A 21,942-nucleotide genomic window follows, 5' to 3' on the forward strand; every position below is an offset into this window, starting at 1 on the left:
GATGTTTGGCGATTGATCTGATCACCGAACGCCATGAATGTTCCTTATGAGTTCATCTTTTTGTTTTAGTTAATAATTTTGTGGGGATACCTCAGCCTCAGCTCCCAGAAAACTGTTGAAAAAAGTTTAGATACCTACCAACAAGGAGGTTTAAATCTCCATAAACTGTCCTCATTCGTTATCGTCTGTTCTGGTTGGGCATTGTGCTGTTTGAGTTTCTTGTGGGTAATGGAGCCATATGGTAGATATCCAAATAAATGGGAATATCAGCAGTTTTATGGAGTTATTATTGCCTTTCCCTCTATCGTAATATTTTTGTTTGGTCTTGATCTTCTGCAAGGTCAAAAACGTAACAAAAGCAGGCAGCCGGACGCGTAAATACGCCGCTGCTACTGACGTTAAGGTTCTCTATGGCTCAGTATTTCATACACAATGGATATTGCGGTTGGTCCTACGGCACGCCAAGCGACCCCCAACTGGTGAGCGCAGAGGATGCAGCTGAGTTAATGCGTAGAGCTGGTCTTAGTGCTGATCAAGTCTCAACGGTTATACCTCCTGCACAATATGCGAACGAGGATGAACCTCTGTATGGTCTCACTGGAAATAATCGCTTCATTTTTTTCGGCGAGGCTGCGGAATGTGCGGACGTAGATCATGGAAAAATCAGTAGCCCTTTTAGAATACAGTGGCCACAACCTTAACAAGGCCAGGCACGGCGACGTCTTTTCCGTTACGGCTTCGCCTTCACTACAAAGCCGCGCGTGCTGGCGGCGTTATATAACAAGAGGCAGATTCAAGTGAGTAAAGCCCTAATCATCATTGGTTGTTTAGTTCTTTTATATGCTATCGCGGCCTTCGCGGTTGATCTTTTGCCTGTTAATGGATTTCAATCATCGTCTGATGATACGTACTTAAAAGTCGTTCCTACTGCTGAAAACTCATTTGATTGGACGCAATTTAGGTTACCAGCATTAGTTTTTGGGGCAGTATTAGTTGTCATCGGCATGTTTGTCGGTGGTAAGAACTAGCATGTTATATAACAATCGCCATCAAAAACGCGCCCGTTGGGCGCTCGACTCGCAACAAGTTGCTCGCGTTTGTGGCGGGCATTAGGCCTATAGAAATATGATGGATCGTCGCTATAAAAAAAGAATTGATCGTTACTGGTCTAAAATGGAAAAACTTTGTGAAAGGGCATTGTCGGATATAGATACCGATTCATGGTTTGACCTGTGGCACACGCACCCTGATTGGAATGGTAAAGGGAATGCGAGGCCAGAAAACAGACGCAAAAGCATTGAGTTAACGTATAAATATTTAAAGAAAGCCGAAACGTTAACTGAATATCGCGGCAAAGAGCTTCAGTGCTTTGCTATTTTAACAATCGATACTATGGATCATTCTGTTTACATACACAGTCAAAATCCGAACGGATCTGAATTTCCGTTCAAGTATGATGGTGTTCATTGGGGGTATTTCGATGCTGAAATTAATAGCATTGTAAATTCTGATACCCATGAAATTGGGATTATCTATGGTGAGGTTGATGAAACAGTTTTTATCCGTAAAAAGGCCTAACAATCGCCATCAAAAACGCGCCCTGTGGGCGCTCGACTCGCAACAAGTTGCTCGCGTTTGTGGCGGGCGTTATGCACAAAATACAGCCATCAACATATCATAGGAAGATCAAATGATTACTATTTCAATCGCCAACGTAAAATCCGGATACTCAATTAATATAGATAGTGTCGTAATCTTGCAAGAAATATCAGGGCCTAGTATCGGAGCAAAGCCATTTGAAGCAGAAATTGATTTCAACTCTACTGGTATTGAGATACTCGTATTTGGAGAAAAAAATATCGAGATGACTTTAAAGAATATTATAGATATTTGTAAAGAGCATCATATAGACCATCAAATAACGACAATTCAGACTACGAAAATATCCAATAGAAATCACAACTACTTTTTGCATACGCCATTAAGTGAAATAGGTATGCAAAAGCTCTATGAGATCGTAGAGAAATGTTGCGCATAACAAGTTGCTCAAGGTCGTTCACTGCGTTCACTGGACGGCTGTGCCATTACATGTTTGTGGTTTTACTGCACAAAACTTTACCACAAACATGCAACGGCCCATCCGCCCCTTAGCAAAGCGTTATGTGCCAACCTAGCTACGGCGTAGCCAAGGAGTTTAGAAAGTGCTAACCGCGTTCCTGTCGTTTCTGGGCGTTGTCATCGGGGCATCGCTCCAATATATTTTTACTCGGCATATTGAGAGCCAAAGGCATCTCCGCGATCTACGCTCAAAAGCCTATATGGACTATTTGAAATGTGTTTGTGAGCAGGCTCAGTTCCGGCCAAAACTTGGGACTCAAGAGCAGAAGGAGCTGTTTTCCCGCACAGGTGATGCAAAAGCAAGAATTTGCCTGTATGGCTCTAAACAATCCGTCACTGCATTCTCGCGCTTTGAAGAGCTTGGTGCGTCAATGGGTTCCAAAGAGCAACGTGAGGCTTTTACAAACATGGTCTCAATAATGCGTACTGATTCTGGTAGTGAGGTCTGCGCGAACAATAGCGAGCTCCAAAATGTTTTGCTTGGTATTCGTGAGTAAGCACATAACAAACAAATTTTATCGCCAGCAAACAACGCTGGCTGCGACGTCAACCCGCTGCGCGGCTTTCCGCGCTAAATTTGGGCGTTATACAACTTAAAGGGTTTAGCGGTGGGTTACTTTCCTTTTTTATTACTTGTTACGGTAATGCCGCTTATATTAGTGCCAGTGGTTTTGCTGCCGGCACTGTTGTTACTAAGAGCCCGTATGGTTAAGTCACTACAAATTTATGTTGCAGTTGGAGCGTCTGTCGGCGGTTTGTTTGGGTGTGTTTTTAGCTATTCGTTTTATGCACTCAGTGATGAGTTTAATTATTACTATGTGTTTTTAACTTTGGCTTCGGTACTAATTGGCTCAGCAGTTTCGTTCTTTGCATGGCGTTCAGTTCAGGGGCGCAAAGTTGTATAACAAGCGCCTTAAACATCGCGGCCTGCGGCCGCTGGACTCGCAACAAGTTGCTCGCCGTTTAGGCGTGCGTTATAAACCATAGGAAAGATCGGTGAAGAAATCGATAATAGGTAAACTTGATGTACTCAGCGTTTTTATTGCGTGGGCGCTTCTGATCGTATTTTTTCTAGCATTGGGTTACGGAAAGTTTTTCTCTGCACCCGAAGATAGTGCTACTCATTTGCTGTATATCTTTGGTGCTTTTGCTGGTGCTGTAGTTATTCATATTGTTTTAGCGTTTTTTAACCGTTGTCCACACTGCAATAAATGTTTGACGGTTCAAGGTTTTAAAGCTCCACACCCCGCATCGAGTGGGGATTGGTCTAAAGTCGTTTGGCGCTGGTTTTCTGGCTCAATAGTGTGCATTCATTGCGGCAATAGGGTCAATATAAATGGCTTATAACAAGGTGCGGCATTCAGGGCCTACGGCCCCTGCTATGCTCACCAGTTTGCGCTCATGCGCACGGCTTTATGTTTCAAAGGAGTTTTAATGCAGTTTACAGAATGGAAATCATTTAGACTGATATTGTTTCCCTGGTTTATGTTGCACTTATATGTCTACGTTAAATATTCGTTTTTTGTCGATACACCTGACGCATTACAATTTGTTAGAAGTTCTATTACGACACTAATGCTTATTGGGTGTGTCTTTTACTCTGCAGGCCTTAAATGTTTGACTAGAACAGTTTGGCAAATTCTGTTTGCTATCGCGGTCTTTGATGAGCTTTTTGGGTTTTATGAAGACGGAATTGAAATTGTCAGTTTCATGATTCTTTCTACCTACTACTTGGTGCTTGGGCTTTACGCGTTTCAAAACAAGACAATTTGGAGGCAGAGTCGAACAGATGAAACATAACAAACGCCATCAAAAACGCGCCCGCTGGGCGCTCGACTGACAACACGTTGCTCGCGTTTGTGGCGGGCGTTAGGCATTTAAGGAAGAAATATGCGTTCTGCTAGTAATAAGTATCTTCTGGCTGCGGCATTATGTTGCTTTGCTGCACTTGCTCACCTAGGTTGTATTGTTTTCGGCGGCGATTGGTATCGCTTTTTTGGTGCGGGTGAGCAGATGGCTCGGATGGCAGAGCAAGGGCTTTGGTATCCGACAATTGTAACCTCTGTCATTGTCATGGTGCTTTTGGTTTGGGCGCTTTATGGCCTGTCGGGCGCGGGCGCAATTAAACGTTTACCTCTGACAAAACTAGCGCTAATCCTCATTACTGGTATATTTTTACTTCGTGGAGTTTCCTTCGTCGGGTTAATGCCAATGTTCCCAGAAAACAGTTTAACGTTTTGGTTAATTAGTTCTGGTATCTGTTTGTTTATTGGCGGCTTGTTTGCTTTAGGTTCTTGGCAGCAGTGGCCAGTTTTAGGTGGTAAAAATGCCTAACAAATTGCTAAATGTCGTCCCGTCTACAAACGGCGCGGTTTCCACGGGACTGCCTACGCTGCGCTGTGGCAGCCCAGTAGCAAAGCGTTGTACCTACCCAGACTCGCAATTGAGGTGATTTCAGGGCTATGAAGAAAGCGTTGATTATTTTTGCATGGATTTCAATTATTGGAAGTATTGGTGATGGAGCAATTGCGGTTTATGGCGGTTACTTAGTTTTATTCAACTCAGTTGTTGAATCAGGAATCAGCGTAGAAGAACTGATCAAAGATCATATAAGCTTCCTATATTGGGTTAAGCAAGTTGCATACTATGTCATGCCGGAAGGCGTGGTAGTTTGGTTATTTAACCTCCCTGCTCTTATTTACTTTCCAGTTAGGGTTATAACAAGCGTTTTTATTGGGTGGTGGGTTTTGGGTATTGCAGCCAAAATGCCGCCAAAAGTGTAATATCAGAGTATAACAAGGCCAATCAGCAACGCTCACGTCGTGGACTGCACCTCAAACCCGCTACGCGGCCTTCGGCCGCTGTGCCGTCAAATCTGGGCGTTAGATTACTCGGGAGGTAATTTGAATTCTATGAAAGTCACAAACCCAGTAAAAGTCGTCGCGATTGTCGAATGCATTAAAGGCCTGGTTGTCGTTATTACCGGGTTTGGATTGCTTGCCTTGATTCACCAAAACATGCAAGTGTTTGCTGAGTCGGTTGTAGCGCACCTGCATCTAAATCCAGCCAAAGAGATACCTCGAATATTTCTTGAATATAGCGCCCAAACCGATAGTTCTAGCCTTAAGTACATGGCGATTTTTGCTTTTTTATACGCCGCAGGGCGGTTGATTGAAGCCTATGGACTTTGGTTTGAACGGGCTTGGGCTGAATGGTTGGCGATCATAACAGCGGCAATTTATGTTCCCTTCGAGGTTTTAAGTATTGTCCGTGGCGAATTTGCTGCTGGCTTAATTGCTCTCGCGGTCAATGCTGTAATTTTGACTATTATGATCCGCGCATTAAGGCACAGGGGGACCATATAGTGGCATTTTCTGAGCATGAAAAACAGGCATTGCTTCAGGTAAAGGGTGTAGGCCCTACAGTAATTAAGCGTTTTGAAGACGTAGGCATAGATTCTTTTGAAAAAATGGCCGTTCATGATGCAAAGGAAATTGTTGGTATGGTTGCCTCAATGCTCAGAACAACGTGCTGGAAAAATAGCCCTCAGGCGTTATCAGCCGTAGAGGCTGCTATCACCAGAGCACGGCAAGATGTTGAATAGCCCATGGTTACACCGGCGGTAAAACGCAAAAAAGTAATGAAGTAAGTAAATAATGCCGCTCTGCAGCGCAGCTAATCTGAACTATGATATAGATTTCAGGAACGGAGGCGCTATGCTTAATAGCCACTTAGTTGTTAATACTGCACGCACATTTTTTCGTTATCTATGGTTGGCTGTTTGGACATTAATACCCTTTGCCGTTACTGCAGATACCAGCCAGAAGCCGCTTAACAAACAGCCGTCTGTAACGGTACAACAGGCACAGTGGCAAACACAAAATACTCAGGCAAAACCTGTTGCCCGCCATGAAAATGGTTTTGTTGCCGTGGCTGGGCGTTTGTATTTACTGGGCGGGCGGGGTGAGCGGCCATTAGATATTTTTAACCCCGCTACCGGACAATGGCAGCAGGGAGCCACACCACCTTTTGAGCTGCACCATATGCAGGCCGTTGCCTATGATGACAAGTTATATGTGTTAGGCGCATTAACCGGTGGTTTCCCGGAAGAAAAAGCTGTTGCCAATATACTGATTTATAACCCCGCTACTGATACCTGGCAAACCGGGCCGGAGATCCCGGCACACCGGCAGCGCGGCGGCAGTGGCGTGGTAGTGCATAACGGGCTTATTTATCTTATTGGTGGTAATAACCGTGGCCATATGAGCGGTTTTGTCGCCTGGCTGGATGTGTTTAACCCGCTAACCGGACAGTGGACAGAGCTGGCTGATGCACCACATGCCCGCGATCATTTTCATGCCGTTGTAATTGATGATCAGATTTATGCTGCTGCCGGGCGTATGTCGTCACATGATACCGGCGAGACGATGTCACTGACTGTGTCTGCGGTAGATGTTTATGATATTAAAACTGGGCGCTGGCATACGCTGGATACGCCGTTACCCACGCCAAGGGCGGGCACTGCGGCCGTGGCAGTGAATGGGCAACTGGTTGTTATCGGCGGCGAAAGCCTGCGCCAGCTAAGTGCGCACAATGAAGTGGAAGCCTATAACCCGGCGACGAAGCAATGGCAGACATGGCCGGCTTTGCCATCTGGCCGGCATGGCACTCAGGCAACCTTACACAATGGTGTGCTGTATATTGCTGCCGGTAGTGGCAACCGCGGTGGCGGGCCGGAATTAAATGATTTGCTGCTATTGCCTCTGGCTGCTTTTTAGCTTGTTAACATTGCAAAAAAGCGACTTTCTGTTTAGATTGAATAGCAATGAAAGTGGAATAACAGGAAGTCATAATGAAAAAATGGGTAAGCGCCGCTATTGTTGCGGTGGCAATGTCAACAACTGCTACCGCGAATGCACAAGATTATAAACTGATAACCGTGGCCGGTTATTTAAACTTTTATCTGCTGAATCTGAATGCTTGTCAGGATTTTCATCCGTCGGTGCGCCAGAGTGCTTATGATGCCGAAAAGACATTGTATCCTTATCTGGATAAACTGTACGGTAAAATGGGTGGCGCTGAAGGGGCTAACCAGAAAATGATTGCTGATATTGTTATGAAACGCCGGGCTATGCTAAACGGCCAGATTGCAGAAGGTGATTTTACGGTAGATCACTGCCAGGCCATTGTTAAAATTCTGACAGAAGATGGGTTGGACAAAACCCTGCTCAGCGCACTGGAATAATATTTACCACCGCCAGCCTGATGCTGGCGGTTTCATTTTGATTGCCCCTCTTTAAATCTGCTACACTGCGCCTGCTTTGGTGCGGGATAATTCCCGCTGAAAAGGGAAGCGGGTGTAAAACCCGCACTGTACCCGCAACTGTAATAAGCGCTGCAATCACATGCCACTGGTAATGTTCCGGGAAGGCGATTGTGGGTTACCGCTTTAAGTCAGGAGACCTGCCATAGCTTAACGTCTTTTTATCTGCGTGCGGGAATTCACAGCAGTGGCAACTTACTGTATTAAGCAAGTTGGCTGCTGCTATTGTCAGGAGTCAGTGTTGCTTGAACTTTCAGCCGTGTGTTTGCGTTTCGGTGCAAAACAGGTTCTGCATAACATCAGTTTCTCACTGCAAAAAGGTGAGTTTATTGGCATTATCGGCCCTAACGGTGCCGGTAAAAGCTCGTTACTGCGCCTGATCCAGGGGGCTCTTAGTGCCCAAAGCGGGCAAATTTTGCTAAAGCAGCGGGATATCTCCTGCTTTGGCACGGCAGAGCTCGCCAGAACTCTGGCCGTAGTCAGCCAGACTACTGCTCCGTTATTTGCGCTGACAGTAGAGCAGGTTGCCAGCATGGGTTTATTACCGCATAAAAGCTGGTTTGAACTAAACAGCAGTTACGACAGGGCGCAGGTTAAGCTGGCACTGCAAAAAACAGGCCTTAGCCATAAAAGCTCAGATGTGGTTGATACCCTATCCGGCGGTGAATTACAGCGGCTGTATATTGCCAGGGCGCTGGTGCAGCAACCTGCATTACTACTGCTGGACGAGCCGACAAATCACCTTGATATACAGTACCAACACCAGATCCTGCAACTGGTTAAAGCCCTTGGTATTCCGTTGCTGGCGTGCCTGCATGATTTAAACCTGGCGGCGATGTATTGCGACAAGCTGTTGTTATTACATCAGGGCAGGCAGGTGGCCTTTGGTTCAGTTGCCGAAGTATTGCAGCCCGAGCTTATGGCGCAGGTATTCGGCTTGCCGTGTGAAATAGCACTGCACCCGCGCTTAGATAAACTGCAAGTTACCTTTATGCCTGCTTGTGCGGAGCGCTTATGTTAAAGCGCCATTATTCGCTGGCAATGTCTGTTGCCCTGCTATTGCTGTTGTTGAGCATGCTGCTGAGTTTAACACTGGGCAGTGCCAGCTTAACACTGGCAGATATTGTCAGTGTATTGTCTGGCCAGCCGGGTGTTTCGCCACTGGCCGACACTATTATCTGGCAAATCCGCTTGCCGCGTTTAGTCTGTGCGGTGCTGGTAGGCGCCGGGCTTGCTGTGTGCGGTGCTGTGCTCCAAAATGCCAGCCGTAACCCGCTGGCAGATCCTTACTTATTTGGTTTAATGGCAGGCGCCGGTTTGGGCGCTACGCTGGTTAGCGTAGTGTTGCCGCCACAGCTGATCAGCCTGGCACTTGGGGCCTTTGCCGGTGCATTATTTGCGGTTGCCCTGGTATTTACCGTGTGTGCCGGGCAACGCTGGCATAAAGTCGAGATGACTCTGCTGGCAGGGGTGGCGGTGTCTTTTATGTTAAGTGCAATCAGCAGTTTCATTTTGTACTTTGCTGAGCCTTTTGCTGCTAACCGGGTAATATTCTGGCTAATGGGCAGTTTAAGCCGCACCGACTGGCATAGTGTAATGTTGCTGGCGCCGGTGGTGGTGGCAGTACTACTGCTGGCACTGGCACTGCGCCGCCAACTGGATGCGCTGCTGCTTAGTGATGAAAGTGCCCGTACGCTGGGGGTGAATACCACGCGGTTGCGGTTGATATTACTGCTGGCTACAGCATTACTGACAGCCTGTATTGTGGCGCAGTGTGGCGGTATTGCTTTTGTTGGTTTAATGATCCCGCATATAGTGCGGCATTTTTTTGGTGTAACCTCGGCCAGGTTATTACTGGGCTGCGCGGTAGTAGGGGCTTTGTTTATGATCTGGGTAGATAACCTGGCCCGTACCGTGCTGCCGCAACAGGAAATTCCGCTTGGGGTTATTACCTCTTTAGTGGGTAGCGTATTTTTCTTACTTATTATGCGCCGGCAACGGCTATAGCGATGTGTAATGACAACAGATGAATTAAAACAACAGCGCCACCGCGAGCGTCAGCAGCGGCTCAAATCCCAGGTTGACAGCGCAGTGGCAGCGGCAACTGAAGAAAAAGGCTTACTGCTGGTGATCACCGGCAACGGCAAAGGTAAATCTACCTCCGGCTTTGGTACTGTGGCCCGTGCTGTCGGGCATGGTTACACTGCTGCAGTGGTGCAATTTATAAAGGGCAGCTGGGACTGCGGTGAGCGTAACTTATTGCAGCAACATGGTGTGCAGTTTGCGGTAATGGCTACCGGCTTTACCTGGGACACTCAAGATAAAGCCTCAGATATTGCCGCTGCAGAGCAAGTGTGGCAGCAGGCCGAGCAGTTTCTGGCAGACCCTGCCATAGACGTGGTGCTGCTGGACGAGCTAACCTATATGTTAACTTATCATTATCTGCCGCTGCAGCGTATCGAGCAGGCTTTGCTACAACGCCCGGCCACGCAGCATGTGGTAATTACCGGCCGTGCCTGCCACCGGCGTTTAGTTGAACTTGCCGATACCGTTAGCGAAGTACAGAACGTAAAACATGCGTTTGACAATGGCATTAAGGCGCAGCGGGGGATTGACTGGTGAACACTGGGTTGCGGCCATTAGTTTTATTACTCACTGTGTTGCTGGTAGTGCTGCTTATTGTACCGGCACAGGCTAAACCACAGCGCATTATTGCACTGGCACCGCATATTACCGAGCTGCTGTTCGCCGTAGGTGCCGGTGAGCAGGTAGTGGCAGTGAGTGACTACAGTGATTACCCCTTAGCAGCACAGGCACTGCCACGTATTTCCAGTTACGCCAGTATTAATTTTGAAGCGGTACTGGCACTACAACCTGATTTAGTTATTGCCTGGCGCAGCGGAAACCCGGCGGCCGATATCGCCCGCTTGCAGCAGCTGGGTGTTACCGTGGCATTTTCTGATCCGTTAACACTGGATGATATTGGCGCAGAGCTGCGTTTAATCGGTCAGCTTAGCGGTTATCCACAGCAGGGCGAACAACAAGCACTGCAATTTGAGCAACAGCTGGAGCAACTGCGCCGGCAATATCAGCATAAAAAACCGGTAACCGCTTTTTTTGCTATGGGCACCGCACCGCTAAGCACTATAGCTAACCGGGCCTGGCCACAGCAAATACTGCAGTTATGCGCTGTTCATAATCCGTTTGCCAATAGCAAAGGCGATTATCCGCAGGTGGGTATTGAACAGGTGATCCAGGCTCAGCCTGAGGTGATTATTCAGCCGGTGGCAGAAAAAGTGCTTGCCGATTTCTCGTACTGGCGACCATTCAGCGCTCTGCCAGCAGTGAAGAAAAACCAGTATTTAACTGTTAATGCCGATTATATTTACCGCACCACGCCCCGCACTTTGCTGGGTATTACACAGTTGTGTCAGGGAATAGATGCCTATCGCTAGCTGTTAAGGCTGCTCATTAATTCATTTGCGCGGCGCATCAGCCGCTCAGCATTGCGTACCTGATTGGTTTTTAACAGCTCGCCGGACAACGCCAGATATTTATCGGCCAGCTTACGGCGCATCGTTTTATGTAATGAAAAATCTGCCGGAACTTCGGCATCATATTGCTGCAGTTTGGTATAAACCGCATCTATCTGCTCTGCCGCTTCGCTGGCAGCCAGTTCGTTTTCCAGCAGGGAAAAGCTATGCTGATAAAAAATTTCTGCTGCCTGATAAGGAAAAACAGCGGCTTCGCCACTGCTTTGTGCCAACCGGTATGCTGCCATTGCATCTACCGCTACCGCCAGTTGTTGTCCTTGTTCTATTAAACCTGCGGTATCACTGTGGTTTGAAAATAGTAACTCACCGACACTAATCAGGTGCTGCAGAGCTATGGCATCATTAGTGGCGACGGCTTGTTCAAATGCCGCTATATACACACCGGCTTCGGCGCTGTCGGGGGTGGCCTGATAACGGCTGTCGATGCGTTTTAGCTCAGCAACAATTTTATATGGGTCCTGCGCATCGCTTTGTTGCTGATATTGCTGGTTTAGCAATAGCTGGTTTAACTGGGAACGCAATACATCAATAGCGGTTTGCTTACTGCGTTGCATATTGTTGCTAAGGCCTGCCAGATAGTGAGAGTCCGGATACAGTTCGCGTGCCTGTGCCAGAATACGCTCGATCTCCGGATAATTCGGATAATTAAAGCTGCGATCACTGATAAGAGTATCAATTTGCTGTTCAAAATGCTGCAACACCTCATTTTGCTGTAATCTCAAAATACCTTCAGTTTCTAAAGTTGTGCCGTTACTGGCATTGAGCGCTGCCAGCAGCTCTGCTGCGGGTAACTGGTTCAGTTGTTGGTACTGCTGCTGTTTTTGCTGTAAAGCGCTGCTTTGATTACTAAGTTCAGCTATGGTTGCCTGCTGTTGCTGGTGATATTGCCAGCCGCCCCAGCTAATCAACAGTACTGCAGCAGCAGTTACTGCAGGCTTTAACACAGGCTGTTTAAACTGTTTAATAATACCGCGGATACTGACATTGCGTCTGGCACTGTCAAACTGCAGCGCCCGCTTTAACGTGTGCCATTGCAGCAGGTTTAAATGGGCTGGCTTTGTTGCCTGCTTATTCTGTTGCTGTGCTTTATCTGCCGGTAAGCGCTCAAAAGGGTGTTTGCTGGTCAGTAACTCATAGCTTAAACAGGCAAATGAAAATACGTCGTCTGCTACGCAGGGGGTATTACCCGCCAGCAGCTGTGGGCTGGCATAAGCCGGGGTATAACCGCTTAGGGGAGCTGTCTGGCTTTGCTGTTCTGCGGCATAGATATCGTGATTCAGCTGTAACTTTTGTGCTACGCCAAAATCCAGTACTTTAACGTCGCCGGAGCGGTTAACCATAATATTGGCAGGTTTTAAATCGGCATGCACAATGCCTGTTTTATGGGCAAAATCCAGCGCGTCAGCAATCTGGCACAACAGGTTCATAGCAGATTTAAGTGGCAACCCTTTCGGCTTATAGCGTTTAATAACCTGATCCAGGCTTTCGCCATCAAGGTGCTCCATAACAATAAAGTAATGGTGCTGATCTGAGTCAACATCAAATACCCGCACTATGTTTGGATGAGACAGCTGCTGGGTTTTATGCGCCTCCTGCAGCAGTAATTGTAAAGCATCGGGCTGATCAACAAATTGCTGCTGCAACACCTTTATAGCAACGGTACTGTTGCTTACTCCGGCTTGCTGCAAAAACAGATCAGTAGCCCGGTAGATGTCGCTCATGCCGCCAGAGCCAATTTTACTCTCCAGCAGATAACGCTCTTTTATCAGCATACCACTTTGCAAAGCAGTTGCCGGCGTAGCGTCTGACGGCGCACTTTTTTTTACCGCATAGCGTGTTTTATCTGCATCTGACGCTTGTTCGGTTGCAAAGTTATCGACACCTGTAGGGTTCTGATCCGTCATCGTTTACTCCTTGTTCAGCTGGCTACTGCGAAAAGCATCGCGCTATTTTGTTACGGGTATTTGTACTAAATAGCGCAATTATTCCACAAAAAACTGGTCAGGTCACCAGCATATTTTGACTAATTGTTAATTTTACAGGTGTTGACGCAACAATAAATTTAACTTAATCTATTTTGCCGATTTATGGTAAATAAATTGTGTTTTTATGGTGGCGCTGCAGGAGGTGGTATGGAACAAAAGGACAGGTTGCTTGAATTGTCAGTGTTAAGTTATCACCGGTTATCACCCAGGCAGGTAGCAGTAAAACGCTTTGATACCACAGGTGGCACACTGGGACGCTCAGAGCGTGCAGACTGGTATCTGCCTGATCCTGAACGGGTAGTGTCGGGGGTGCATGCCAGCATAAGCTGCAATAAGGGCTTATTCTGCATCACTGATCAGTCAACCAATGGTTTATTTGTTAACAGATCAGTTGAAGCACTGGGGCAGGGCAACATCTATCAGTTAAAGCATGGTGATGTACTGTGCATGGGTGACTATGAAATTCAGGTTGCGCTTATTGATGCCTTGCCTGGCAGCACTCTGTCAGCAGCAGGAGCAACACAAAAAACAGCGGCTACTTGTTCTGTGCCGGCTGCTAATCAATCCGGCGGTTACGAAACAAGCGAAAACGCCAGCGGCGGTTTTTCGGTTGCAGAGCTTGCCGGCCCGGCTTTCGGCTTAGCCGGCGCGCATACAGCTACTGGCGGCAGAGGTCATAGTCATGAAATGACAATGGATGAGCATTTTCTGGCCCCGTCTGCATTAATTCCCGATGACTGGGAAGCCCCCTGGCAGCAAAAAATACCGGAACAAGCAATACAGGAAACTACCGGCGCGGCAGTTAGCCCAGGCATCGCACCCGGCAGTGTAGTTAAAGATAAACGTAAAAGTGCTACACCTGCTATGGCCGGTGACAGTGCTGCTTATCTGCAGGCTTTTCTTAACGGCCTTGGTGTATCGCAGGCTAATATCCAGTCGGCTGACTCCAGCCAGTGGTGGGAGCAATTGGGGCAGGCGTTACAGCAGTCTCTTTTGGGCGTGATGGAGGTCATGCGTGCACGTTCTGAAGTTAAAAACAGTTTTCGTGTTAACCAAACTACCTTTCAACAGCGTGAGAACAATCCGCTTAAGTTTTCTGCCAGCATTGATGATGCATTTCACAATTTATTTAACCGCCCGGGTGCCAGTTTTATGCCCGCCAGACAAGCTATTGCAGAAGCTTTTGCAGATATAAGCCAGCATGAGGCCGCTATTATTGCCGGCGCCAGAGGTGCTATGGCTGGCATGTTAACGCAATTGGCGCCAGAAAAAATTGAAGCCGCAGATTTTGGTGGCAGCTTTGTTGACAAATTAAATCCGGCACAGCGCCAGGCTAGATCCTGGGCCCGTTATAAAGCACTGCATACAGAGTTGGCAGCTGAGCTTGGCAAGAAAAACCAACAGGGTGTAAATGACGACTTTATCAGTGCTTATGAAGCCTGTTTACGCCCGAAATAACAGAAAGTTACACACAAGCATATTATTAAGCAGGAGCTGTAGTAATGAAAACAATCAAGATATTGGTACTGGTTTGGTTAAGCCTGACGGTGCTGGCCGGATGCCAGGCTGTTTATGCCACTTTTCCACCTTCAACAAAATTGCATTTTCGTGTTGCTGCCGACATCAATCCTGATGCTGATGGCCGCCCGTCGCCGGTCATTATTAAAGTGTATGAGCTGGCATCAAAAACGGTATTTGAAAACCAGGACTTTTTCGCACTGTATGACAGCCCTGAAGTCGTTTTACGCACCGATTTACTGAAAAAAGATGAACTGGTGTTTGAGCCAGGCCAGCGTACGGAATATCGGATGGCGCTGTTACCTGCTACGAAAGCCGTAGCGGTGGTAGCGGCATATCGCGATATTGAAGGGGCAAGATGGCGTGCAGTGGTTGATGTAAAGCCTACCGGTTATGACAGCTTCTATGTGTATGTCGACAAACTGGCGGTGTATATCCGTGAGCATGATCTTGAACGTAAACGCTAAGTTTCGGTTTTAAGGAATTCAATATGAGCGATTACAGCCGGATTTCCTGGTCTGAAGGGTTGTTTTTACGGCCACAACATTTTCAGCAACAAGAGCGCTATTTTGACTACGCCCGCCAGCAACAACTGGCTATGCAGTTACCTTATGGCTGGGGTGTGCGTCGCTGTGACATTGATCAGCAAAGCCTGAAATTTGCTCAGTTTGGGCTGGCAGAGCTCGAAGCTGTGTTGCCTGATGGAACTGTATTGCAATTACCTGCAGTTGAAGCGCTGCCATCAGCTATTCAGATCCCGAAAAACTGCCGCGATCAGCAGGTATATCTGTGTTTAGCGATGGATAAAGCTAACGGGCAGAATATCAGCTCTGACGGCAGCTCTCATATCAGCCGCTACAGTTATGCCGAACACAGTGTGGTAGATAACAGCTTGTCTGAAGATGCTACCGAGGTATTACAACTTGCCAGGCTGAGGTTGTTACTGAAACTGGAATCAGAAGATCGCGGTGGCTTTATCTGTATACCACTGGCCCGTATCCGCGAGGTATCGGAGCAGGGCGAAGTAAAATTACTGAAAAAGTACATTCCGCCGCTGCTGGATATTCAGCAAGATCCTGAACTGGTGGCCTTTTTAACTGAAGCCTTGGGTATGCTGTGTCAGCGTGCTGATGCTTTAGCCGATCGATTGGGTAAAGGCCAGGGAACCGCCAATTCAATTGCCGATTTCTTAATGCTGCAGGTACTTAACCGCTATGAGCCACTATTACGGCATTTGAAAAGCGGAGTACTTGAGCACCCGCTAAGCCTTTACCGGTTAATGATAAGTATGCTGGGCGAACTGGCTACTTTTACGGCCCGGCAGAAAAGACCGCCACAGTTTCCGCAGTATCAGCACGACGATCTGACGGCAGTATTTGGTAACTTAAGTGTAATTATGAACCAGACGCTAAGTGTGGTACTGGAACAAACTGCACAGGCACTGCCGCTGGAGCAAGCCAAGTTTGGCATTCTGGTATCACCACTGACAGACAAAACCTTATTGGAATATGCCCAGTTTGTGCTTGCTGTCAGCGCAGATTTACCGGCAGAAGATATTCGTAAACATTTGCCGTCAAGGTTAAAAATTGGCCCGGTAGAGCATATCCGTGAATTGGTGAATAACCAACTGCCCGGCATCGCGGTAACCGGTTTACCTGTGGCTCCGCGCCAGGTGCCGTATCACGCTGGTTACCATTATTTTCAGTTAGATAAAGGCAGTATCTATTGGGAGCGGCTGGCAAACAGCGGTGGTTTGGCTTTGCATTTGTCTGGTAATTACCCCGGCTTGAAAATTGAACTTTGGGCGATTAAAGCCTGACGCCTGCAAAGGCTGTTATGACTAACATGGATGGAAAAAATGTCTGATAAAACCGTGATGAAACCCCGTCCGGGTGGCCGGGCTACTGCTAAAAGCAATGCTCCGGCACCGGTGCCGGAACATACCGGAGATCCGGATAAAACCCGTATGGCAGCTCATGTTAAAGCGCCGGACAATATGCAGCGTATGCAGGTGCTGTCTATCAGTGACAATATTCTGATTGATGAAGCCGGTGCGCTGTTTTCACTCATACCACCCATACGTAATACTGTTAGCCATGCTGATGTAGCCAGCCTTAAAACACAGTGTATTCAGTTAATTAATCAGTACGAACAACAGCTCAGACATAAAGCCGTTAGTAGCGGGCTGATTGAAAATGCGCGTTACTGCATGTGTTCTTTTATTGATGAAGCGGTATTGAACACCAGTTGGGGTGGTAACAGCGACTGGGCAACAGAGAGCCTGTTGTCAACATTTCATAATGAAACCTTCGGTGGAGAGTACTTTTTTACTTTGCTGGACAGTGCTATCGCCGCACCGCGCGAAAACCTGCTGTTGCTGGAGCTGCAATACCTTTGTCTGTCATTTGGCTTTGTCGGCAAAATGCGGGTTGAAGAGCGCGGTTATGAAAAGCTTGAAGGTTATCGCGAGCGTGCATACAAAGCTATCCGCTCACAACGTGGTGAGCCGGATCGGGAGTTGTCACCCGGCTGGCGTAGCCAGGTTGTTGCGGCAAGTAAGCTGGAAGCGGAGTTTCCATTATGGGTATTTTGCTCGGTAGTGGGGGCCGCGTTGCTTGGCAGCTATATGTACCTTAATTATCAGATAAACAGTTACTCTGATCAGGTGCACCGGCAGTTAAACAATCTGGTTAGCTGGCAGCAGGATGCACCGCAAGTGGTAACGGCAAAAGCCCGCCAGGACGCAATAAAACTGCAGCAGTTATTACAAACGGAGATCCGTCGTGAACTGCTGGAGGTCATCGAACTGCCGGACAGGGTTAGGATCCGCATCGGGCTTGATCAACTGTTCAGCCCCGGCGGTACCGGCATAAATGAAGGTTTTGCACCGATAGCGGTGAAAATTGCCCGTTCACTTGAAAGTACCGAAGGCCGTATCCTCGTTAGCGGCTATACCGATAGCTTACCCATTTTTACCAGTAAATATCCGTCTAACTGGCATTTATCGTTGGCCCGGGCGAATGCCATGTCTGATGCGCTGGCCTCCGGTGCCGATCTGCGAGGCCGGCTTTGGCCAGAAGGGCATGGCGATGCCAATCCTATAGCGCCAAACGACAGTGCAGCTAATCGCGCTTTAAACCGGCGGGTAGAAATAGACCTGTTACAGTAACGCCTTAAGCAAGGGAAGTGTTATGAAAGTTAAATCAGCACTGCAACCGGTTATGCGGTTGTTTAAATCCAGCGTCTTTATTACCGTGCTGGGTCTTACGGCCTTAGCACTGCTTATATGGTTTGGTGGCCCGTTACTGGCCATAGCCGGGTATGAACCGCTGGCAAGTGCAACGGCACGTTTGCTGACGTTATTGATTATTGCTCTGATATGGGGCGGCAGCCATTACATTAAAGGATTGCGCGAAAGCCGTTCACATAAGCAGGCGGTAGATACGCTGCTAAATGGTGAAGAGCATCAACAGCATGACGAGCTGGCCCAGCGTGATATTGAGGTGCTGCGTGAGCGGATGCAAAAAGCGTTGGATATATTAAAGCATGCCCGTTTTAGTAAAGCGCGGGATATATACCAGTTGCCCTGGTACATGCTGATTGGCCCGCCGGGTTCCGGCAAAACCACTGCGCTACACAATTCAGGGTTAGAGTTTCCGTTAAAAGAACATATGGGTATGGATGCAATTGAAGGCATCGGAGGCACCCGCCAGTGTGACTGGTGGTTTACCAATCAGGCGGTACTGATAGACACTGCAGGACGCTACACCACACAAGACAGCCACGCTGCACAGGATTCCACTGCCTGGCAGGGTTTTCTTGGTTTGTTACGTAAGCACCGGCCACGTCGTCCAATAAACGGCGTAATTGTATTTGTGAGTCTGGCCGATTTACTTAACCAAACCCGTACTGAACGTAATTTACATGCCCGGGCTATTAAACAACGGGTGCAGGAGCTGCAAAACCAACTGGGTATGACTTTTCCGGTTTATGTGATGTTTACCAAGGCCGATCTGATTGCCGGCTTTACGGAATTTTTTGATCACCTTACCCCGGAAGAACGTGAGCAGGTATGGGGCATGACTTTTGATGTTGCTCAGGCAGATAGTGAAAAAGGTGTTGTGGCACAGTTTAACAAAGAATTCCACGCCATTATTAACCGCTTGACCCAACGCCTGTTCAGCCGGTTACAGTACGAACATGATCAGGATAACCGCGCCGCTATTTACGAGTTTCCTCGCCAGCTAAGATTATTGCAAAGTGCTGCGGATGATTTTCTGAAAGAAATTTTCGCACCAAACCCATTTGAAAAAGCCACTATGCTGCGCGGTGTTTATATTGCCAGTGCCACGCAGGAAGGCGTGCCGATTGATCGCATAATGTCGCAGCTTGGTAGCAATTTTGGTTTAGCAGAACCGCCACTGCGCCGCCAGACCGGCGAGGGTAAAGGTTATTTTATCAAGCGTTTTTTTGAAGAAATTGTTATTCCTGAACGGGAGCTGGCGTCGGTTAATCTGCATCATAAAAATAAGCACCGCTGGATCCGTCGTGGCGTGCTGGCCGGTACAGCAGTAACCGCGTGTTGGTTACTGGTTGCCTGGACAGGCAGTTACAACTGGAACAGCCGTTTGGTTGATCAGGTTACCGCTTCGGTTAATGATTACCAGAAACTGGCGGATTCAGCCAGAACGCAGCAGGATGTAGTAGCGCTTAACGAACAACTTAACCTGTTGCGTGATTTACCTGCCGGTTACTCAGGTGTGATCCCGGTTGATGGCCCGAAAAACCTTGGCTTATATCAGGGTGACAAGCTTGGGCAGGCAGGTAGAACCGCCTATCAACATGGCTTATATCATAGTTTTGTGCCTTATTTTACCCAGGTATTAACTGAAGAAATGCAGCGCAATGCTGAGCACCGCGACTACCTGTATGAAACCTTAAAAACCTATCTGATGGTATTCCGGCCGGAGCATTTTAACGCAGAGCAGCTCAGCTCCTGGTTTGCCCTTTATACTGAACGCCAGTATCCCGGTGATGTTAGCCAGCCACTGCGGTTGTCGTTGCAAAACCACCTGCAGGCTTTATTAGAAAGTGGCATTAAAGGCGCTACCTATCAGCAGGATGTTGTTGTTGCCGCCCGCGAATTATTGCTGACAATACCGCTGGCTGAGAGGGCTTATCAGCGGGTGCGCACCGAACTGATGAAAAGCCATATTCCGGATTTCCGGCTGGTTGATGTATTGGGGACTGACGGCGTAAAAGTGGTTAAACGTAAAAGCGGCCAGCCATTGCAGCAGGGTATCTCCGGGCTTTATACCTATAAGGGGTTTCATGGCCTGTTTAACATTGAAAAGCGTCGTATCATCAGAAGCCTGATGCAGGACAGTTGGGTATATGGTGAAGCCGCAGAGGGTGATGAAGGTGCGGCTGATACTACGCTGTCTGATCAGGTTACTGAAAAGTACCTGCGTGATTATGTGTATGTATGGCAGGAGTTACTGGACGATATCAGTATCAGTGCAGTCAGTGACGTTGAACAAGGGGTGTTTGTTACCCGTGTGCTGGCAGGGCCAGAGCAGCCAATACAGAATATTATCCGCGCAGTGCAGCAAAATGTGCGGCTAACCAGTTTACCTGAATCAGCAGAAGCGAATATGGCAAAAGAAGTAGCCGGTAAGGTTGCTGATACTCAATTCTCCAGCCAGAAAGCCCGCTTAAACCGGCTGTTACCCGACAACATGTCGGCGTTGCAGCAACAGTTACCAGGCATTGAGGTTGAACGTGCCTTCAGTGAAGTACTGAGCATTCAGGATGCACAACTGGAGCAAATTGCTCAAACCAGCCGCATGTATCACGATTATCTGGAGCGGTTATATGTACCGGGCGGCATGGCCCGCCAGGCCTATGCTAACCAGTTAAGCGGCGAGGGCGGTAATGAGCTTAGCGTGGCACTGCGCCGATTGAAAACCGATATTCCATCACCTTTTTCTGACTGGCTTGGCAGTTTATCTACCGACACAACCAAGCTGTTTGCCAAAGGCAGCCGGCAGCATATCAACGAAGCATGGCAAGGTACTGTACTGGCGGAATACAGAAGGGCTATTGCTGACCGTTACCCGCTGAACCGGCGCTCAAAAGAAGATATTAAGCTTAGAGACTTCGAGCGCTTCTTTGGTTACGGCGGCACGCTGGATGCATTCTTCAAAGATTATTTACAACCGTTTGTTAATACCAGTAGCGCAGCCTGGACCTTTAAACGTGATATCGGCCTGGACCAGAGTGTTCTGAAAACTTTTCAGTCAGCCCAGCAGATCCGGGCCGCGTTTTTTGACGGTGGCAGTCAAAAGCTAAAAGTGGGCTTTAGTTTAAGGCCGGTGTATCTGGATCGGCATATCACCCATTTACTGCTTGAGCTTGACGGACAGGAGTTGTCATACCGGCATGGCCCAACCCGTTCCCGACAGTTTTTCTGGCCGGGTGATCGCAATAAGTTACAAACCCGTCTTGTGTTTACACCGGCAAACTCGGGTTTACCATCGAATATTAGTCAGGAAGGTGAATGGTCCTGGTTCCGTTTTCTGGATGAGTTAACCCAGGCCCGGCCGCAAACCCGGACTGATAAAGTCCTGCATCTGGCAGTGCAGGGGAATAACGCGAGGGTAGAGCTGGTGCCTGATACCGTTAACAATCCATTTTGGAGCAGTGCATTGGAGACCTTCAGTTGTCCGGCAAGTTTATAACCGAAATAGGCATATGCGGCAAAATTCCCAGTCGTGGTGATTTTATTACTCAGGGGCTGACAGCAGACTTTGTCGATGCCTGGAATGAGTGGCTACAGGCTGTTTTAGCTGTCAGCAGGGAGCAATTAGGAGCGGACTGGCTGGCAACTTATCTGACCAGCCCAATCTGGCATTTTGCTATATCGCCTGGTGTATGTGGTACCGAAGGGAAAATGGGCTGCCTGATGCCAAGTGTTGATCAGGTCGGGCGGCATTACCCCTTTACTATTAGCCGGGCTCTGCCGTGCACACCAGTGCAAGCCAGAATGCAATCTGGCTGGGCTGAAGTGTTAGAGCAGCAGGTACTGCATACACTGGACGATGATTTTTCATTGGAATCCTGGCTTGCAGCATTAAAGACGGCAGAGTTTAACTGGCCACAAGCATCACAGATCAGCTGCCCTGTGATGTCTGCCAGCCAGGGGCGGCCAGCTTGGGTGCTGCGCTCAGCAGAAGAACCTGATGCAGCCAGCTTATTGCATCATAGCTACCGGCAACAGTTTGGCCGCTATTGCTTGTGGTGGACAGAAGGCTCAGAGCAGGTAGAGCCCTGTACATTGGTAACCAGCGGTTTACCTCAGGTCGGGCAGTTTGCGGCCATGTTAAATGGCGACTGGCAGCGTTGGCAGTGGCAGCTGGCTGACATCAATTCAAACGGATCTTAA

The 21,942-nt window shown here is 48.1% G+C and carries 24 protein-coding genes and 1 riboswitch; of the genes, 23 read left to right on the forward strand and 1 reads right to left on the reverse strand.

The window, feature by feature from the left end; translation table 11 throughout:
• Positions 1–797: 797 nt before the first annotated feature.
• The 17 genes from M2404_RS10720 (at position 798) to M2404_RS10800 (ending at position 10,896) form a co-directional block, all read left to right on the forward strand.
• Positions 798–1,028: a hypothetical protein gene (locus M2404_RS10720; RefSeq protein WP_259239723.1), complete on the forward strand. Its 231-nt coding sequence runs from the start codon at positions 798–800 to the stop codon at positions 1,026–1,028.
• A 97-nt stretch (positions 1,029–1,125) separates the two neighbouring features.
• Positions 1,126–1,578 carry a hypothetical protein gene (locus M2404_RS10725; protein ID WP_259239724.1) on the forward strand — a complete coding sequence of 151 codons (453 nt, stop codon included), beginning with the start codon at positions 1,126–1,128 and terminating at the stop codon, positions 1,576–1,578.
• A 112-nt stretch (positions 1,579–1,690) separates the two neighbouring features.
• Complete coding sequence (locus M2404_RS10730) at positions 1,691–2,038, forward strand: hypothetical protein (RefSeq protein ID WP_259239725.1); 348 nt, start codon at positions 1,691–1,693, stop codon at positions 2,036–2,038.
• A gap of 163 nt (positions 2,039–2,201) precedes the next feature.
• A complete protein-coding gene (locus tag M2404_RS10735) occupies positions 2,202–2,615 on the forward strand; it encodes a hypothetical protein (protein ID WP_259239727.1) in 414 nt (137 codons plus the stop codon).
• A gap of 207 nt (positions 2,616–2,822) precedes the next feature.
• A complete protein-coding gene (locus tag M2404_RS10740; RefSeq protein ID WP_259239728.1) occupies positions 2,823–3,023 on the forward strand; it encodes a hypothetical protein in 201 nt (66 codons plus the stop codon).
• A gap of 91 nt (positions 3,024–3,114) precedes the next feature.
• A complete protein-coding gene (locus tag M2404_RS10745) occupies positions 3,115–3,465 on the forward strand; it encodes a hypothetical protein (RefSeq protein ID WP_259239729.1) in 351 nt (116 codons plus the stop codon).
• 87 nt (positions 3,466–3,552) lie between these two features.
• Positions 3,553–3,918: a hypothetical protein gene (locus M2404_RS10750; RefSeq protein ID WP_259239730.1), complete on the forward strand. Its 366-nt coding sequence runs from the start codon at positions 3,553–3,555 to the stop codon at positions 3,916–3,918.
• 90 nt (positions 3,919–4,008) lie between these two features.
• Complete coding sequence (locus tag M2404_RS10755) at positions 4,009–4,452, forward strand: hypothetical protein (RefSeq protein ID WP_259239731.1); 444 nt, start codon at positions 4,009–4,011, stop codon at positions 4,450–4,452.
• 128 nt (positions 4,453–4,580) lie between these two features.
• Entirely contained in the window at positions 4,581–4,901 is a 321-nt protein-coding gene (locus M2404_RS10760; RefSeq protein ID WP_259239732.1) for a hypothetical protein, read from the forward strand.
• A 129-nt stretch (positions 4,902–5,030) separates the two neighbouring features.
• Complete coding sequence (locus M2404_RS10765; RefSeq protein ID WP_259239893.1) at positions 5,031–5,483, forward strand: DUF2127 domain-containing protein; 453 nt, start codon at positions 5,031–5,033, stop codon at positions 5,481–5,483.
• Entirely contained in the window at positions 5,483–5,722 is a 240-nt protein-coding gene (locus M2404_RS10770) for a helix-hairpin-helix domain-containing protein (protein WP_259239733.1), read from the forward strand. The genes M2404_RS10765 and M2404_RS10770 overlap by 1 nt, the downstream gene beginning before the upstream one ends.
• A gap of 112 nt (positions 5,723–5,834) precedes the next feature.
• On the forward strand, positions 5,835–6,896 hold the full coding sequence (locus M2404_RS10775; RefSeq protein WP_259239734.1) for a Kelch repeat-containing protein: 1,062 nt from the start codon (positions 5,835–5,837) through the stop codon (positions 6,894–6,896).
• A 74-nt stretch (positions 6,897–6,970) separates the two neighbouring features.
• On the forward strand, positions 6,971–7,363 hold the full coding sequence (locus M2404_RS10780) for a hypothetical protein (protein ID WP_259239735.1): 393 nt from the start codon (positions 6,971–6,973) through the stop codon (positions 7,361–7,363).
• Between the two features lie 60 nt (positions 7,364–7,423).
• A riboswitch (cobalamin riboswitch) is annotated at positions 7,424–7,603 on the forward strand.
• A gap of 79 nt (positions 7,604–7,682) precedes the next feature.
• Complete coding sequence (locus tag M2404_RS10785; protein ID WP_259239736.1) at positions 7,683–8,462, forward strand: ABC transporter ATP-binding protein; 780 nt, start codon at positions 7,683–7,685, stop codon at positions 8,460–8,462.
• On the forward strand, positions 8,456–9,448 hold the full coding sequence (locus M2404_RS10790; RefSeq protein ID WP_259239737.1) for a FecCD family ABC transporter permease: 993 nt from the start codon (positions 8,456–8,458) through the stop codon (positions 9,446–9,448). Before M2404_RS10785 ends, M2404_RS10790 begins: the two co-directional genes overlap by 7 nt.
• A gap of 9 nt (positions 9,449–9,457) precedes the next feature.
• Positions 9,458–10,063, forward strand: a complete 606-nt coding sequence (gene cobO, locus M2404_RS10795; protein ID WP_259239738.1) for a cob(I)yrinic acid a,c-diamide adenosyltransferase — start codon at positions 9,458–9,460, stop codon at positions 10,061–10,063.
• Complete coding sequence (locus M2404_RS10800) at positions 10,060–10,896, forward strand: cobalamin-binding protein (RefSeq protein WP_259239739.1); 837 nt, start codon at positions 10,060–10,062, stop codon at positions 10,894–10,896. Before cobO ends, M2404_RS10800 begins: the two co-directional genes overlap by 4 nt.
• On the opposite strand, the gene M2404_RS10805 is transcribed toward M2404_RS10800, so the two are convergent.
• A complete protein-coding gene (locus M2404_RS10805; protein ID WP_259239740.1) occupies positions 10,893–12,899 on the reverse strand; it encodes a serine/threonine-protein kinase in 2,007 nt (668 codons plus the stop codon). The two genes, M2404_RS10800 and M2404_RS10805, sit on opposite strands and share 4 nt — an antisense overlap.
• A gap of 228 nt (positions 12,900–13,127) precedes the next feature.
• On the opposite strand from M2404_RS10805, the gene tagH reads away from it, so the two are divergent.
• The 6 genes from tagH to tagF are packed head-to-tail and all read left to right on the forward strand — an operon-like array spanning position 13,128 to position 21,942.
• Positions 13,128–14,438 carry a type VI secretion system-associated FHA domain protein TagH gene (gene tagH / locus M2404_RS10810; protein ID WP_259239741.1) on the forward strand — a complete coding sequence of 437 codons (1,311 nt, stop codon included), beginning with the start codon at positions 13,128–13,130 and terminating at the stop codon, positions 14,436–14,438.
• A 44-nt stretch (positions 14,439–14,482) separates the two neighbouring features.
• Positions 14,483–14,965 (forward strand): type VI secretion system lipoprotein TssJ, encoded by a 483-nt coding sequence (gene tssJ, locus M2404_RS10815; RefSeq protein WP_259239742.1) that lies wholly within the window; start codon positions 14,483–14,485, stop codon positions 14,963–14,965.
• A gap of 23 nt (positions 14,966–14,988) precedes the next feature.
• Entirely contained in the window at positions 14,989–16,317 is a 1,329-nt protein-coding gene (gene tssK, locus M2404_RS10820; RefSeq protein ID WP_259239743.1) for a type VI secretion system baseplate subunit TssK, read from the forward strand.
• A 39-nt stretch (positions 16,318–16,356) separates the two neighbouring features.
• Positions 16,357–17,667 (forward strand): type VI secretion system protein TssL, long form, encoded by a 1,311-nt coding sequence (gene tssL / locus M2404_RS10825; RefSeq protein WP_259239744.1) that lies wholly within the window; start codon positions 16,357–16,359, stop codon positions 17,665–17,667.
• A 22-nt stretch (positions 17,668–17,689) separates the two neighbouring features.
• Positions 17,690–21,238, forward strand: a complete 3,549-nt coding sequence (tssM, locus tag M2404_RS10830; protein WP_259239745.1) for a type VI secretion system membrane subunit TssM — start codon at positions 17,690–17,692, stop codon at positions 21,236–21,238.
• On the forward strand, positions 21,220–21,942 hold the full coding sequence (gene tagF / locus M2404_RS10835) for a type VI secretion system-associated protein TagF (protein ID WP_259239746.1): 723 nt from the start codon (positions 21,220–21,222) through the stop codon (positions 21,940–21,942). The genes tssM and tagF overlap by 19 nt, the downstream gene beginning before the upstream one ends.

Origin of the sequence: Rheinheimera pacifica (assembly GCF_024809855.1) — a bacterium.
Taxonomy (GTDB): domain Bacteria; phylum Pseudomonadota; class Gammaproteobacteria; order Enterobacterales; family Alteromonadaceae; genus Alishewanella; species Alishewanella pacifica_A.